Genomic DNA, 15,063 nt, shown 5'->3' on the forward strand with positions numbered 1-15,063 from the left:
AGAACCCCCACTAGATATAATTCTTTACTCAAAAACTCTTGACTTTTGAATCAACTTATGACCGTGACTCCCCAAGCTCCTCCGAAAACTCGCCGCGTGGTTTTTCCCTTCACCGCTATTGTCGGCCAGGAAGAAATGAAATTATCCCTAATGCTCAACGTCATCGACCCCAAAATTGGCGGGGTGATGATTATGGGGGATCGAGGTACGGGAAAATCGACCACAATTAGGGCTTTAGCCGACCTTTTACCAGAAATTGACGTAGTTGCTAACGATCCCTTTAATTCTGACCCCAATGATCCCGATTTAATGAGCGATGAGGTGCGGCAAAAGGTGGACGAGGCCATCCCCTTGACCATTGCCAAGAAAAAAGTCACTATGGTAGATTTGCCCCTCGGTGCGACGGAGGATCGGGTCTGTGGCACGATTGACATCGAAAAGGCCCTGTCAGAAGGGGTAAAAGCTTTTGAACCGGGTTTGCTGGCCAAAGCTAACCGCGGCATTCTCTATGTGGATGAAGTCAATTTACTTGACGATCACCTCGTCGATGTGCTATTGGATTCGGCCGCTAGTGGTTGGAATACGGTGGAACGGGAAGGAATTTCCATCCGTCACCCGGCCCGGTTTGTTTTGGTGGGATCAGGCAACCCAGAAGAGGGAGAATTGCGCCCACAACTGCTCGATCGCTTCGGAATGCACGCCGAGATTCACACCGTCAAAGAACCACCTCTACGGGTCAAAATCGTGGAACAGCGTGCGGAATTTGATGGCAATCCCCTCTCGTTTTTAGAGAAATATAACTTAGAACAGGAAGAACTGCAAAGAAAGCTCGTGGAGGCCCAGAATCTTTTGCCTTCCGTGGAGCTTGATTATGATCTGCGGGTGAAAATTTCCGAGGTTTGTTCCGAGTTGGACGTGGATGGATTGCGCGGCGATATCGTTACCAATCGTGCCGCTAAAGCTCTGGCCGCTTTGGAAGGACGGACAACTGTGACGGTAGATGATATCCGTCGGGTAATTGTTCTCTGTTTACGTCACCGTTTGCGGAAAGATCCCCTAGAATCGATCGATTCTGGTTATAAAGTCTTGAAAGCTTTTAATCGCGTCTTTGGATTAGAGGAAAATTCCTAAATCTAATTCACCCTCTCTCCGAAGAGAGGGTTTTTGACTGGATTTAGAGATGAAGGGCAAAAAGGGCTAGATGTGGCCAAATAAGCTAGAATTTTATCGATCGCTGTTATTCTCTGGGGGAATGTCCATGTGGGTTGAAAGTATAACACTCGAAAACATTAAATGCTTCCAGAATCAAGAGATTAAATTTATTAGTAATCCCAAGAATCAACGTCGTTCGCGTGCTGAACCTTATCATTGGATCACTTTATTAGGAGAAAATGGAGTAGGAAAAAGCACGATTTTACAGGCTTTAGCTTTACTGCTCGCAGGACCAGAAGCAGCCAAAGAATTATTACCCCGTCCGACCGGTTGGATATGTAATCCCAAGACACCGGGTAAATTAACCGCAGTGCTTCATCAAGAAGATGGGGATGCGGGAAAATATGGTACGGATAAAACTCGAAAAACTTTTGCTTATTCCTATTTTGTTACAGGCAAGGAAAGGTTAGAATTAGGAGGCAGTAAGGACAAACAAACCTATACAGAACCAGCATTAATCGAAGAAAATAGCAAAATTTTGGGTTGGTTGCGAGCCAATGCTTTTGCCTCCGATAGTCGTGGTTGGTTTGCCGTCGGTTATGGAGCTTTCCGTCGTTTGACACGAGAGAATCAACGGAATGTTCCTAGTCTTGAACCCCCGCAACGCTCTAGCAACTTTTTCAGCCAATTTAATGAGGATACATCTTTAAGTTCTTTTGAGAGATGGATGGTGTATTTAGATTATCGAATAGCCAAAAATCCTGAAGATAGTAAATCCAAACAAATGAAAAAAATCGGCGAAGAAGCAATTACTAAACTGTTACCCGGTAATGTAGAAATTGCTGAAGTAACTGCCGATGCCTTGATTCAGTTTCTAGTTAACGGTCAAAAAGTTCCAACCATTAGTTTATCCGATGGTTTTCGGAGTATGATTGCTTTAGCTGGGGATTTAATTTGGCGATTATTACAATCCTTCCCCAATCTAGATGACCCCACAAAGGCTTCTGGAGTCGTCTTAATCGATGAGTTAGATATTCATTTACATCCTTCTTGGCAAAGGGAAATTGCTGGATGGTTACAGGAAGTTTTTCCCAACCTTCAATTCTTTGTCGCTACTCATAGTCCTTTAATCGCTGCCGGTGCGGGGGAAAAGTCTTTAACCCTACGAATCGATCTGGTAGCGGGTGAATCAGAGATTGTAGAAATTCCTTATTTAGAATTAGCGGCTAATGTTGATCGTACTTTAACAAGTGCTGCTTTTGGTTTGAAATCAACCTTTCCCACTGAGACAGAAAATAAAATTAAGCGTTACCACCAACTAAATCGTAAAAATAAAAATCTGGCAGCAGAAGAAAAGCAAGAATATGAACAACTGTCATTATTTGTTCAAGACGTTAAACCCTTTGGCGAAATTAGTCAACCTAATAGTTTAGAATCCCGAATTGATGCCTTACTAGAGGAGCGTTTGTCTTGATTCCTGTCACCAGAATATCAGAGCCACCCGTATTAGCTAAAAATGCCGCTCGTTGGCTAGAGGCTTTAGAATCAATAAAATCAAACAACAAGGCAACTAAAGCTCAAATTAACCAAGCACAAAATAAATACAGTCATCCGCAAGTTAAAGACGCATTAGTTAAAATGTTTAATGGGAAATGCGCTTACTGTGAAAGTAAGATTACAGTGGTAACTTACGGAGCGATCGAACATTTTTATCCAAAAAGCCAGTATCCTGATCTGACTTTTACTTGGGAGAATTTACTGCTTTCTTGTGATAAATGTAATGATGCCAATCACAAAGGCACAAATTTTCCTCTCGATGATATCACAGGAAATCCTCTGTTAATAGACCCCACGGATGGAGTAACCGATCCGAATACACATCTTGAATTTGTTTGGGATGAAATGGCAAAATTGGCCAGTGTTTATGGTCGGGATCGGCGTGGTCAAATTGTTGAAGATTTGTTCGATCTCAATGGTATGCGTGGACGAAAAGAATTAATTAACTATCGTAGTCAATATATTAAAAGGTTGTTAGCATTATTACGTTTCGCAAAACAAGGAGACTCGGAGGCTTTATCTTTACTGCAAGAAGCTTGTCAATCGGGAGCGGAATATTATGCTTTTGCTAGTATTTATATACTGCCTCATTTGCCTCCCTAAAATCAGGGGTAATTATTATCTACAGTCTGAAAAACAAAATTTCTCGCTTATTATTCTCACCCTACTTGATATTTATGTCTCGTCCTGTTGTTTATTTTGCCGTTACTAATCATGGTTTTGGCCATGCTGTCCGCAGTGCTTCGGTGGTAGCTAATATTATTGAACTTAATCCCGAAATTTTGCCGATATTAGTCACCACGGCCCCGCGCTGGTTATTAGATTCCTATATATCCGGAGAATATATTCAAAGACATCGGGGGTTTGATGTGGGGGTAATCCAATCGGATAGTTTAACGATGGATAAATTAGCTACTAAAGAAAAATTAGAACAAATAATTGCTCAATCAAGGTCAATTATTGCCAGTGAAGTTAATTTTATTAAAACTAATCGTGTGGGTTTAGTTGTGGCCGATTTACCGCCCTTAGCGGCACTAATTGCCAAAAGCGCTGGGCTTCCTTGTTGGATGATCGGTAACTTTGGCTGGGATTTTATCTATCGTGATTGGGGTGAAGAATTTGCCAGTATTAGTGATTGGATTAGTGGTTGTTATAATCAATGTGATCGCTTGTTTAAACTGCCTTTAGCAGAAGCAATGACAGCATTTCCTCACATTACAGAAGCAAATTTAACCGGGGGGACACCCCGCTACAGTGAAGAACAATTGCGACAGGAATTTAAGCTAAATTCACCTAAAGAAAAAACTATTTTATTGAGTTTTGGTGGGTTAGGATTAGAAGCAATTCCTTATGATAATCTCGCCAGTTTTCCCGATTGGCAATTTATCACTTTTGAAAAAAACGCGCCCGAATTGCCCAATTTAATCCGCCTACAGGATAAACCAGATCGGAGCTATCGTCCTGTGGATTTTATGCCCCTGTGCGATCGAATTATTTCCAAACCAGGATATAGTACCTTTGCCGAGGCTTTAAAATTAGAGGTTCCGATTGTTTCCCTGATGCGAGAAGGTTTCGCCGAATCAGCGATTTTATTGGCTGGGATCCAAGATTATAGTTATCATCAAATTATTAGCAGTGAAGAATTTTTTCAAGGTAATTGGGACTTTTTACGGCAAGCTCCCCAACCGCCCAGATTAAAGGTTAAACTGGCTAAAGATGGTGCAGAATCGATAGCGAGAGCTATCGTAGAATACTTTGAGAGGCAACAATAATGATTAACTTAGCCAATTTAACCTCGGATGATTAGCGGTGAATTTAGTTATCGGTCAGCCGTCCCTAGTTTATTTAACAAAGTCCTAGAAATCAGCCAAATTACCGCCCTATTTTTTGACACCTACATTCAGGATAATCAGGGCAGTATCAGCCTCGAAATCGTCGAAAACACCGATAAACATCCTGGGAAAGTTGATGGCTAACCTGAACCTAGAACTAGGGAGACAGAAACAAGATCGGGCAGCAAGCCGATACTTGTTACAATAGTTTACAAATCACCCTGCCCCGTCACCGAACTATGTCCGAACAGATGATCTCCCCAGAGACGCAAAACCCAGAAGCGATTACCGTTGAAGTGCAGCCGGTCCATATTCCCGAAGAGCATCGGGAAGATATCGGCCCCATGGATGACAACGTAGCCGAGAGTTGGCGCTACAATCCCCAAGTTATTAACGACTATTACCGTGGGCGACCTCTAGACGTTGTGGGGAGATTAATCGAAATTGCCCTGCCGGTTTTATCTTTTGTCATCGGTATCTGGTGGGATAAACTGCGGGGAAAATCGCCAAAAAATGAAATTAGACGGGCCGTACAATTGCGGGAAATGTTGACCAAATTGGGACCGACCTATATTAAAATCGGTCAAGCTCTCTCTACCCGGCCTGATTTAGTACCACCTTTATATTTAGAAGAATTAACCACTCTACAGGATCAAATACCCTCTTTTCCTAACGAAATTGCCTATCGTTTTATCGAGGAAGAATTAGGTTATTCTCCCGAGGAAATTTACGCAGAATTATCCCCCAATCCCATAGCGGCCGCTTCCCTAGGACAAGTTTACAAAGGTAAATTAAAAACCGGAGAGAAAGTCGCCGTTAAAGTACAGCGTCCCGATTTGATTCGCTGTATAACTTTAGATGTGTATATCATGCGTAGTTTGGCGACTTGGGTGAAAGGTAATATTAAAAGACTTCGCTCCGATTTAGTGGCAATTACCGACGAATTAGCCGCTCGTATTTTTGAAGAAATTAATTATCTTCACGAGGGACAAAACGCCGAAAAATTCGCTCAACTTTATGGTCACATTGCCGAAATTTACATCCCCAAAATCTACTGGAAATATACTGGGCGACGGGTTTTAACCATGGAGTGGGTGGACGGCACAAAATTAACTAATATCAAAGAAATTCAAGCTCAGGGTATTGATGCCACCCACTTAGTTAATGTGGGGGTGCAGTGTTCTTTGCGTCAATTACTTGAACACGGATTTTTCCATGCAGATCCCCATCCGGGTAATTTATTAGCGACTCCCGACGGTAAATTAGCTTATCTTGATTTCGGCATGATGAGCAATATTGAACCCTATCAACGCTACGGTTTAATCGAAGCGGTGGTGCATTTAGTCAACCGGGATTTTGAGTCTTTGGCCAAGGATTACGTTAAGTTAGACTTCCTGTCACCAACTACCAATTTAGAGCCAATTGTTCCCGCTTTTTCGGAAGTTTTCGGTAATGCTTTAGGGGCGAGTGTGGCAGAATTAAACTTTAAAAGTATCACCGATAAAATGTCGGCAATGATGTATGAGTTTCCCTTTCGAGTTCCTGCCTATTATGCCCTGATTATTCGCTCGATGGTGACTTTAGAGGGAATAGCAATTGGCATCGATCCTAATTTTAAGGTACTGAGTAAAGCCTATCCTTATATTGCTAAACGTCTGCTCACCGATCCTTCCACGGAGTTGCGAGATTCCCTGCGAGATTTATTGTTTAAAGACGGTACTTTTCGCTGGAATCGTTTAGAAAATCTCCTGCGAAATGCTAAAGATTCTAATGATTTTAACTTCGAGAAAGTGACCGATCAAGCGTTAGATTTTCTCCTTTCAGACAGGGGTATATTTATCCGCGAAAAATTAGTTAATGAGTTAGTCAATGCGCTCGATAACTTCGGCCGTCGCACTTGGTTTAATCTCACAGTTAATTTCCGGCAACAGGTGGGTTTAGCGGTACAAGAAACTCCCCCAGAATTGTTAGGTGATGCCAAGAGTTTTGAGCATCTTCGCAACATCTTTAGTATTTTACAGGAAACAAAAGGATTCGATGCCATGGCTATGGTCCCAGTGATGACTAAACTAATCGCTAAACCGGAAACCCAACAGATGGGACAAAAAATTGCTGAAGGTTTGCTACAAAAATCCCTAGCGCGTTTGATTCGTTACCTAGTTCTCGAATTCGATACACCAAATCATCAGCAAAATGGAGAATTACCGAAAGCTTTACCCGCTGCTGATTAACCTCTGTTCGGTCAATAAATGCCGTGAAATAAATTTCACGGCTACGAGAAGAACGCTAAACTTTTTTAAAAGTTTTTTTATCCTAGCCGGTTAACGGGGTTTAAAGGTAACTTGTAAACCGTCCCGGGGGTGAGGAGTGGGGATAGAGGTGAGGGTGAGATCTTGATTGGGGAGTAATTGCCAATCGTATTTTTGTACTAAACGGACGGCTAAAATTTTCATCTCTAAACGAGCGAATTCCTTGCCGATACATTCGCGCAATCCCGCACCAAAGGGGATATATCCGTAGGGTTTTTCCTCGGCTAAAAAGCGATCGGGATCGAAGGTTTCAGGACGAGAATAAATATTATTATCTTTATGGGTATTGGTGATTTGATACTGCACTGTCCATCCTTTCGGCAAATGATAACCGTTAAATTGACAGTCTTCTATTACCCGACGGAATCCTCCTCCCACGGGGGGAGTAAAACGTAAAACTTCTTTTAAAACGCGATCTAAATAGGTCATCTGTTTAAGGGTATCGACGCTTAAAGGAGTGGATAGATCAAAATTAGTTATTTCCTCCAAGACAAGCTGAAAAATATCGGGATGCAGTGCCATTTGTAGGCAGAAAGTGGCGATAGCAGAGGTTAAAGTTTCATGACCAGCAAAGAGTAATAATAGCACTTGATCCTTTAATTCCGCTAGGGATAAACTTTGACCGTTTTCGTCTTTAGCTTGTAAAAGGATAGCCAGAGCATCCTGGCCTAAGTCATCATTTTTTTTTCTTTCTAAAATGATAGTTTCTATGGCTTCCAGTAATTCTTCTCGACAGCGTAATGCTTTGCCGAAAGCTGTCCAGGGAAGGGGAATGGGAAGGGTAAATAGTCCCGCACACCAAGTATCAAAAGCTTCTCCTAATTTGGTAGCAGAACCATGATCAAGACCGACAAATAATTTACAGGCGATATCGAGGGTATAGTTTCTTAATTCAGGATACCATGACAGGGTTTTTGCGGTTTGCCAACGCTCTAAATAGCGAGCGGTAATTGTTTCTACCGTAGGGATATAACTTGCTAGGGACCGGGGTTGAAAAGCTTGATAGATTAAGCGACGACGGGAAGCGTGGACATCTCCTGTATGCACCGCTAAAGATGCGCTGCCGAGGAGAGTTTTGGTACTTTTAGGCCAAGTTGCTGCAAAGTATTTATTCTCGTTGCTGAGGAGAAACCGGTTAGCTTCGGCACCGGATAAAATAATCGTGGGACTGCCAAAAATATGAGTACGGAAAAGTTGACCATATTTATTATGACGTTTACTGGCAAAATCCCCATCGGTCAAAAAAGCGATTGTTTCTCCTAATAGGGGTAATCCGAAACTGCCGGGGGGTAGGGGTAAATCTTTGCTTGTAGTCATCGCTGCCTCTAGGGTAAAACTAATCATTTGCCGTCGATTAACCCTGTTTATTTTAACCTAAAGCACCGGAGAATTCATCCCCTCATCTAGCCCAGCAATCAGCGATCGCACTTGACCAAGGCAAGTATCTAGGCAAAATTAATTACAGATCTCACCAGTCAGTTAACAATAAGAATTGCCGCCAATTGACATTTTTTAAGATCACCGCCATAATTAGGGCTTGATCAATAAATCTGAAAACCTTGTTGGGTAAAACTTTTAGACTTTTTAGAAACCAAAAAGTAGCATATATGGGAGTGATCAGGGGGAAAATTTAGGTACTTTTTCCCTGAAAATTAGGTAATTGACCCCCTCAAAATCGCTAAAACCCTACACCCTACACCCTACACCCCACACCCTGCCCCCACCGAAAAACTTTTTGCCGCAAACCCTAATTAGCCGTTGCTAATAATAATTCGCGGCAAACGATGCTTAAACCCGCAGAGAATTTCCCAGGATATTGTACCTAAATCCCGCGCCCAATCGTCGGCGGTAATGCACTGTGGTCCGTCTTTACCGATAAGTGTGACGATTTCCCCTGTTTTTACCTCTGGAATCTCGCTCACGTCAATCATTAACTGATCCATGGTTATCGCGCCGATTTGGGGTACTAAACGTCCTCTCAGGGATACTTTTAAACGATTGGAGAGATTGCGGGGAATTCCATCGGCGTAACCGATACCGACCACAGCAATACGAGTATCTTTTGCCGCTATGTACTGATGACCATAACTCACTCCCGAGCCGGCGGCAATGGTTTTGACTTGGGCAATGCGCGCTTTTACTTGCAGCACCGGTTGCAAAGGGACTTTATCGGTGAGATGATCGGCGGGATAAAGACCGTAGAGAGCTAATCCGACTCTAACTCGATCGTAGTGCAGAGATCGATCGCTTAGGGTAGCGGCAGAGTTGGCTAAATGCAGACAGGGGGGATGATAACCTTTTGATCTTAACTCGGCGATCGCTTGTTGGAATCTTTGCCGTTGTAACTGCATGATCTCGGGATTGGGATCGTCAGCCGTGGCAAAATGCGAGTATATACTGGCAATTTTCAGGTTAGGAGCCTCTAAAACCTGTTCGACGAATTTTGTGCCGTTTTGCCATTGTGTACCTAAGCGAGACATCCCCGTATCTAGTTTGATATGAACCGGCAGCCGCTGTTCTAAGCGTCTCATCACGGTGGCAAAAATTTGTACCTGTTCGATTTGCACCAGGGTGGGTTGCAATTGCCAATGGGCTAAGGCTGCCACTTCTTCCAGGGTATTGACTGCCCCTAAAATCATAATTGGGGCAACGATTCCCGCTTCCCGTAGTTCGATACCTTCCCCGATAGTCGCGATGGCTAAAGACTGCGCTCCGGCTTCTAAAACGCTGTTAGCCACCTTAACTGCCCCATGTCCGTAAGCATCGGCTTTAATTACCGCCATTAATTCCGTTTTTGGGGCTAATAAGGCCTTGACTTTTCGCACGTTTTGTTGTAAGGCAGAGCGATCGATCTCTACCCAAGCACGATAGCGAATTACTTCCGACAATTGATAATCATGACGGTTTTTGGGCGGATTGATAATTTTTGGTTCGATGCTAAACACCACTCGCTCACTCCTTTGCACACATTACCCAATTTATACCAAAAGAAAACCGAGAGGGCTAGGAAAAAAGCCGGAAACTCCTCTGGATTTCCTCCTTTTTCCAGGCGGAATCTAGGCTTTAAGATGAATGGGATGTTAGGAAGTTCCCGAAAAAATTGGCAGTTAGGGTTTTTCCGTAGAGAATGAACAGTAACGGGTAATCAGTGACAAGAAAGTAGCGAAGTTTTCACCTAACACTATCTCAGTGGTTGGACAGAAGTGAAGTTAACTATAGGGTAAGGAATGCCAAAAAGCCTAGACTAAGATAAAATTATTATATCCAACCAGATGCAGTACAGGAGTTTAGCCAATGTCTAACGAAACTGTTACTTATTCCCTAGAAGCTGTCCTCACAAGAATTGAGGGGAAGATCGATAAGATTGATGAGCGCTTGACAAAAGTAGAAATAGGATTAACCGATCTCAAAGGAGATATTAAAGTGTTAGACGAGAAAATCGAAGGCATCGACAATCGGCTAATATCGGTAGAGGGAACCCAAAAAAATCAGGTCTGGACATTGATTATCCTTTTGGGAAGCGCCATTATTACGGCTGCTTGGAAAGTATTTTTTTCCAGTAATATCTGAGTTCTCTAATTCTCAACAAGACTACAGTTAACCGCTCCTGAAAGAAAATTTTCTTAAAGCATAGACTAAGATAAAATTATATCCAACCAGATGCAGTATAGGAGTTTAGCCAATGTCTAACGAAACTGTTACTTATTCCCTAGAAGCTGTCCTCACAAGGATTGAGGGAAAGATCGACTCGCTTGAGAAGCGGGTTAACGAAAGATTTGACAAGGTAGAAGATCGGTTAACCAAACTAGAAATAGGAGTAACTGATCTCAAAGGGGATATTAAAGTGTTAGACGAGAAAATCGAAGGCATCGACAATCGGCTAATATCGGTAGAGGGAACCCAAAAAAATCAGGTCTGGACATTAATCATCCTTTTGGGAAGTGCCATTATTACGGCCGGATGGAAAGTATTTTTTTCCAGTAATATCTGAGTTCTCTAATTCTCAACAAGACTACAGTTAATCGCTCCTGAAAGAAAATTTTCTTAAAGCCTAGACTAAGATAAAATTATATCCAACCAGATGCAGTATAGGAGTTTAGCCAATGTCTAACGAAACTGTTACTTATTCCCTAGAAGCTGTCCTTAAAGAAATTAAAGACAGTATCAAGGAAGTTAGTCAAAAATTTGATAAGATTGATGAGCGCTTGACCAAAGTAGAAATAGGAGTAACTGATCTCAAAGGTGATATTAAAGTTTTAGACGAGAAAATCGAAGGCATCGACAATCGGCTAATATCGGTAGAGGGAACCCAAAAAAATCAGGTCTGGACATTGATCATTCTTTTGGGGAGTGCCATTATTACGGCCGCTTGGAAAGTATTTTTTTCCAGTAATATCTGAGTTCTCTAATTCTCAACAAGACTACAGTTAATCGCTCCTGAAAGAAAATTTTCTTAAAGCCTAGACTAAGATAAAATTATATCCAACCAGATGCAGTATAGGAGTTGACCCAATGTCTAACGAAACTGTTACTTATTCCCTTGATGTCATCCTTAAAGAAATTAAAGACAGTATCAAGGAAGTTAGCCAGAAATTCGATAAGATTGATGAACGGTTTGATCGATTAGATAATCGCTTAACAAAACTTGAGATAGGACAAGCTGATATCAAAGGGGATATTAAAGTTTTAGACGGGAAAATCGAAGGCATCGACAATCGGCTAAAATCAGTGGAAGGAACCCAAAAAAATCAGGTCTGGACATTGATCATCCTTTTGGGGAGTGCCATTATTACGGCCGCTTGGAAAGTCTTTTTTTCCAATAATATCTGAGTTATACAATCCTCAACAAGACTACAGTTAACCCAACACAGTTGACCAGATTTCCTAATTGCTTATTTACCAATACAAAAACGGCTAAAAATGCGATCAAGTACCGATTCAGTCACTTCTTCACCGGTAATTTCTCCTAAAGCTTGAATGGCAGTACGCAGATCGATCGACCAAAAATCAAAAGGTAAATTTTGGTCAATTGTTTTTTTGACCTGTTCCAAAGCAATTTTCGCCCTAGTTAAAGCGGCCGCTTGTCGTTGATTAATGGCTAAATCCAAATTTGCCGCCTGTATTTCTTGATTTTGGACAGCATTAATAATAGTTTTTTCTAAGTCTTCAATCCCCTGATTTTGGGCGGCGGATAGCTTGACAACGCGCTCAATTTCTGCTGGATAAATTACCGTTTCGGGATGAGCTAAATCAATTTTATTAATCACTAAAATTAATCGGCGATCGCTGACAGAGCGATAAATTTCCTCGTCCTCCTGGGTCCATCCTGACTCTGCGGAGACGGTTAAGAGAACTAAATCAGCAGACCGGGCCGTTTGACGGGAACGTTCCACCCCAATTTGTTCAACTCGATCGCTGGCCGAGCGAATTCCAGCCGTATCGAGGACTTGTACGGGAATTCCCGCCACAACTAGCTGAGATTCGACGATATCGCGGGTAGTGCCGGGTAAATCGGTGACAATCGCTCGATCGCTCCGACTCCAAGCATTTAACAAACTGGATTTACCCACATTCGGCCGTCCCACGATCGCCACTTTCAGACCACTACGCAGCAATTCCCCGCGCTCGGCGGTAGCTAAAATTAAATTTACTTGACAAAAAACCTGTTCTATGCTATCGAGAACCGCCTCGTGATCCAAGGGCGGTAAATCCTCTTCAAAGTCAATACGGGCCTCAATTTCAGCCAAAATATCGAGACAGGTGGCACGCAAATGCCGGATCGGTTGCGCGAGTTTCCCCTGCAACCCAGCGAGGGCAAATTGTGCCGCTTGGGGAGAACGCGCCCCAACGAGATCGACGACGCTTTCGGCTTGAGTTAGGTCAATTCTGCCGTTAAGAAAGGCACGCAGGCTAAATTCCCCCGCTTGTGCCAAACGCGCCCCATTTTCTAGACATAACTGTAACACCTGTTGTACGGGCATAATGCCGCCATGACAGTGAAATTCCACCACATCCTCGCGGGTGAAAGAGCGGGGCGCTAACATGAGCAACAGCAAAGCTTCATCGATAATTGCTTGACTGTGGGGATGCCGGATATAACCGTAGAGAAGACGATGACTTTCCCAGGGTTGACGGTTGGGGCTATGAAAAAGCCGACGAGCGATCGCCACTGCCTGACTACCAGATAAACGGACAATACCGATACTACCCTGTTCCGGAACGATCGCCGTAGCGATGGCGGCGATCGTATCCCCTGTATTTAACATCTCTTAATCACTCCTTGCTAAAATTGAAGTTGGTATCAATTTTGTCAGCATTTATCCCGAAAATATGCGCTCACGGTCATTAAAAGCGAAAAATAAAGGGAATGGCTTAATTAATCGTCTGACGCGCTCCTGTCGCTACTGGTGGGTTCGCTTGGTGCGATTGCAGGGACATCCGATCGAAATCGCTCGCGGGTTAGCGGTGGGGGTGTTTTCTGGGGCCTTTCCCTGGATGGGATTACAGATCATTATTGCGATTTTTTTAGCTTTCTGTGTGCGGGGCAATAAAATCGCAGCAGCGGCAGCCACTTGGGTGAGTAATCCTTTTACCTATATTCCCCTGTTTTTGTTTAACTATAAATTGGGAGAATTGTTTTTAGGTCAAGGAAATCAAGCGATCGATAGTCGTATTTTTGCCTCTAACCAAAGTTGGGCGGAAAATTGGGCGAGTTTGAGCGGCGAATTTTTATTAAAGCTATTTTTCGGTAGTTTGATTACAGGTCTGTTGGCGGGCATTATGACTTATTTTGTTAGTTATCGTCTCCTCAGTCAATGGCATCATCGCCGACAAACTGGTAGAAAACGCCGATAAAGCGGATTATTTGCTTAATTTTTGAGCCAATCATTTTTTACCCACACCATCCCCAGACGATGTGGGCTAAATCGGGCTAAATCCCTTCTTTTCTAGCTAAAAGGACGGGACAATTGACATTAACCCGCACATAATCCGAGAGGGAAGTACCGAGAAGGCGATCGAGATCTGGTAAACTCTTAGCCACGGAAGGACGGCGATCGGGCGAACCCAACAGTAAGAGATCCACATTATAATCATCGACGAGTTTGCAGAGTTGTTCCCCCGGTTTACCCCCCGTCACCACGCAGCGATAGGGTATATTCATCCGCTTCACTTTTGCCACTGCTGGCCCTAAAATCGGGTTTTCTTCCATTTCTTTGGGGGAAGTGGGGGCAAATTCTGGTTTTAAGTCGGGGTTGACGCGGGTCAGAATTAACTCCGCTGAAGGATAATCCCGCAGGAGATAAATAGCCAGATCGAGAGCTAAATCAGCCGAGCTAGACTTATCGAGAGCTACCATCACCTTTTTGATTTTTTTGACGTAAATATCGTCTTTTACCAATAACATCGGGTGATTAGTCAGTTGAAAGACGTATTGACTGACGGAATTTTCTAGAATTGCCTCCAGTCGCTTCAGTCCTCGGGAACCCATCAGGATCAAATCAGCACCGATTTCGTCGGCAACTTGACAGACGGTATCTTTGGGATCTCCTTGACGCAGAATCGTGGAAACTTTGCTGGGTTCAATTTTGACTTCTTGCAGGATTTTAGTCAGCATTTGGGTTCCCTCTTCCCATTTACTGGCCAGAGCTTCGGTGGTAATCTGAGGGGGAACAACCCGGAGAATGGTAATCGACGCTTTCTGGATAGCCGGGAGATCCATCAATGCTTGTAGCATTTCTTGGGTTTGACCTGCGCCGGAATCAGCGTATAGTATTTTCTCTAGCATAAGATTAAACTCGGTCTATGATCTTAATAGTTTTCGCTCATTTTCAGCATACTGCTAATGTTGTTCCCGAAATTTAACAACTTATTAAGCGCTTTTTCTTCGGTAAATGCGATGCCGAAGGCACTGCGTAGCAGCTCGCATTTGAGGGTATTTTAAGTATTTATGCTTAATTGACTGGAAATGCTTGGCTCAAAATCATCGTGTCAAGCGTTCATTTGTATTATATTTTGGATGCAATGCTGGCACTCTCTTTTAATCACTGCTAAATCGACCATTTAATTGATGATTAAGTAGGTAGGCGTTAAAAGTTGTCAGACACCCCCCTTATCAAGCTATCCCTTATAGGGATCTTTCTTAACAATTTTTGCAGTAAGCACTCCAACCCTTATCCTGACTTGATTTCAGTTTTTTCTTTGTCAGTAAGGGT

General features: G+C 43.0%; 15 protein-coding genes. 11 read left to right on the plus strand and 4 right to left on the minus strand.

The features are described 5' to 3' along the window. The first annotated feature begins 57 nt into the window (after positions 1 to 57). From bchI to IM462_RS06860, 6 genes are all read left to right on the plus strand, one after another. Entirely contained in the window at positions 58 to 1,131 is a 1,074-nt protein-coding gene (gene bchI, locus IM462_RS06835; RefSeq protein WP_002760148.1) for a magnesium chelatase ATPase subunit I, read from the plus strand. A 70-nt stretch (positions 1,132 to 1,201) separates the two neighbouring features. Next, positions 1,202 to 2,626, plus strand: a complete 1,425-nt coding sequence (locus IM462_RS06840; RefSeq protein ID WP_287699706.1) for an AAA family ATPase — start codon at positions 1,202 to 1,204, stop codon at positions 2,624 to 2,626. Beyond that, entirely contained in the window at positions 2,623 to 3,312 is a 690-nt protein-coding gene (locus IM462_RS06845; protein ID WP_002803390.1) for a retron system putative HNH endonuclease, read from the plus strand. The genes IM462_RS06840 and IM462_RS06845 overlap by 4 nt, the downstream gene beginning before the upstream one ends. Before the next feature lie 74 nt (positions 3,313 to 3,386). Continuing rightward, complete coding sequence (locus IM462_RS06850) at positions 3,387 to 4,481, plus strand: glycosyltransferase family protein (RefSeq protein WP_287699707.1); 1,095 nt, start codon at positions 3,387 to 3,389, stop codon at positions 4,479 to 4,481. A gap of 27 nt (positions 4,482 to 4,508) precedes the next feature. Next, complete coding sequence (locus tag IM462_RS06855; protein WP_287699708.1) at positions 4,509 to 4,685, plus strand: hypothetical protein; 177 nt, start codon at positions 4,509 to 4,511, stop codon at positions 4,683 to 4,685. 95 nt (positions 4,686 to 4,780) lie between these two features. Continuing rightward, entirely contained in the window at positions 4,781 to 6,772 is a 1,992-nt protein-coding gene (locus tag IM462_RS06860; RefSeq protein WP_287699709.1) for an ABC1 kinase family protein, read from the plus strand. Between the two features lie 90 nt (positions 6,773 to 6,862). On the opposite strand, the gene IM462_RS06865 is transcribed toward IM462_RS06860, so the two are convergent. Both IM462_RS06865 and alr read right to left on the minus strand, forming a co-directional pair. Further along, the gene (locus IM462_RS06865) at positions 6,863 to 8,167 is read right to left on the minus strand and encodes a cytochrome P450 (protein ID WP_287699710.1); all 1,305 of its coding nucleotides are present in this window, start codon (positions 8,165 to 8,167) and stop codon (positions 6,863 to 6,865) included. 434 nt (positions 8,168 to 8,601) lie between these two features. After that, the gene (gene alr, locus IM462_RS06870; protein WP_287699713.1) at positions 8,602 to 9,798 is read right to left on the minus strand and encodes an alanine racemase; all 1,197 of its coding nucleotides are present in this window, start codon (positions 9,796 to 9,798) and stop codon (positions 8,602 to 8,604) included. Positions 9,799 to 10,144: 346 nt separating this feature from the next. On the opposite strand from alr, the gene IM462_RS06875 reads away from it, so the two are divergent. The 4 genes from IM462_RS06875 (at position 10,145) to IM462_RS06890 (ending at position 11,680) form a co-directional block, all read left to right on the plus strand. Further along, on the plus strand, positions 10,145 to 10,420 hold the full coding sequence (locus IM462_RS06875; RefSeq protein ID WP_084990060.1) for a polyhydroxyalkanoate biosynthesis repressor PhaR: 276 nt from the start codon (positions 10,145 to 10,147) through the stop codon (positions 10,418 to 10,420). Between the two features lie 112 nt (positions 10,421 to 10,532). After that, positions 10,533 to 10,841, plus strand: a complete 309-nt coding sequence (locus tag IM462_RS06880) for a DUF4164 family protein (RefSeq protein ID WP_287699711.1) — start codon at positions 10,533 to 10,535, stop codon at positions 10,839 to 10,841. Between the two features lie 112 nt (positions 10,842 to 10,953). Continuing rightward, positions 10,954 to 11,250 (plus strand): polyhydroxyalkanoate biosynthesis repressor PhaR, encoded by a 297-nt coding sequence (locus IM462_RS06885; RefSeq protein ID WP_221275376.1) that lies wholly within the window; start codon positions 10,954 to 10,956, stop codon positions 11,248 to 11,250. A 112-nt stretch (positions 11,251 to 11,362) separates the two neighbouring features. Beyond that, on the plus strand, positions 11,363 to 11,680 hold the full coding sequence (locus IM462_RS06890) for a polyhydroxyalkanoate biosynthesis repressor PhaR (protein ID WP_287703688.1): 318 nt from the start codon (positions 11,363 to 11,365) through the stop codon (positions 11,678 to 11,680). A gap of 62 nt (positions 11,681 to 11,742) precedes the next feature. Here the strand turns inward: IM462_RS06890 and mnmE are convergent, their stop codons facing one another. Further along, entirely contained in the window at positions 11,743 to 13,116 is a 1,374-nt protein-coding gene (gene mnmE, locus IM462_RS06895) for a tRNA uridine-5-carboxymethylaminomethyl(34) synthesis GTPase MnmE (protein WP_287703690.1), read from the minus strand. A 64-nt stretch (positions 13,117 to 13,180) separates the two neighbouring features. Here mnmE and IM462_RS06900 point away from each other — a divergent pair, with 64 nt between their 5' ends. Then, a complete protein-coding gene (locus tag IM462_RS06900) occupies positions 13,181 to 13,705 on the plus strand; it encodes a DUF2062 domain-containing protein (protein ID WP_149987772.1) in 525 nt (174 codons plus the stop codon). A 76-nt stretch (positions 13,706 to 13,781) separates the two neighbouring features. Here the strand turns inward: IM462_RS06900 and IM462_RS06905 are convergent, their stop codons facing one another. Further along, on the minus strand, positions 13,782 to 14,636 hold the full coding sequence (locus IM462_RS06905) for a universal stress protein (protein ID WP_287703692.1): 855 nt from the start codon (positions 14,634 to 14,636) through the stop codon (positions 13,782 to 13,784). Positions 14,637 to 15,063: the final 427 nt, after the last annotated feature.

This window comes from Microcystis sp. M144S2 (assembly GCF_020246065.1).
GTDB classification, from domain to species: domain Bacteria; phylum Cyanobacteriota; class Cyanobacteriia; order Cyanobacteriales; family Microcystaceae; genus Microcystis; species Microcystis ichthyoblabe_A.

What these genes read in the sequence shown, in the direction of transcription:
- bchI (WP_002760148.1), top strand. Translation starts at nt 58, where the DNA reads ATGACCGTGACTCCCCAAGCTCCTCCGAAAACTCGCCGCGTGGTTTTT.
- IM462_RS06840 (WP_287699706.1), top strand. Translation starts at nt 1,202, where the DNA reads ATGTGGCCAAATAAGCTAGAATTTTATCGATCGCTGTTATTCTCTGGG.
- IM462_RS06850 (WP_287699707.1), top strand. Translation starts at nt 3,387, where the DNA reads ATGTCTCGTCCTGTTGTTTATTTTGCCGTTACTAATCATGGTTTTGGC.
- IM462_RS06855 (WP_287699708.1), top strand. Translation starts at nt 4,509, where the DNA reads ATGATTAGCGGTGAATTTAGTTATCGGTCAGCCGTCCCTAGTTTATTT.
- IM462_RS06860 (WP_287699709.1), top strand. Translation starts at nt 4,781, where the DNA reads ATGTCCGAACAGATGATCTCCCCAGAGACGCAAAACCCAGAAGCGATT.
- IM462_RS06865 (WP_287699710.1), bottom strand. Translation starts at nt 8,167, where the DNA reads ATGACTACAAGCAAAGATTTACCCCTACCCCCCGGCAGTTTCGGATTA.
- IM462_RS06875 (WP_084990060.1), top strand. Translation starts at nt 10,145, where the DNA reads ATGTCTAACGAAACTGTTACTTATTCCCTAGAAGCTGTCCTCACAAGA.
- IM462_RS06880 (WP_287699711.1), top strand. Translation starts at nt 10,533, where the DNA reads ATGTCTAACGAAACTGTTACTTATTCCCTAGAAGCTGTCCTCACAAGG.
- IM462_RS06885 (WP_221275376.1), top strand. Translation starts at nt 10,954, where the DNA reads ATGTCTAACGAAACTGTTACTTATTCCCTAGAAGCTGTCCTTAAAGAA.
- IM462_RS06890 (WP_287703688.1), top strand. Translation starts at nt 11,363, where the DNA reads ATGTCTAACGAAACTGTTACTTATTCCCTTGATGTCATCCTTAAAGAA.
- mnmE (WP_287703690.1), bottom strand. Translation starts at nt 13,116, where the DNA reads ATGTTAAATACAGGGGATACGATCGCCGCCATCGCTACGGCGATCGTT.
- IM462_RS06900 (WP_149987772.1), top strand. Translation starts at nt 13,181, where the DNA reads ATGCGCTCACGGTCATTAAAAGCGAAAAATAAAGGGAATGGCTTAATT.
- IM462_RS06905 (WP_287703692.1), bottom strand. Translation starts at nt 14,636, where the DNA reads ATGCTAGAGAAAATACTATACGCTGATTCCGGCGCAGGTCAAACCCAA.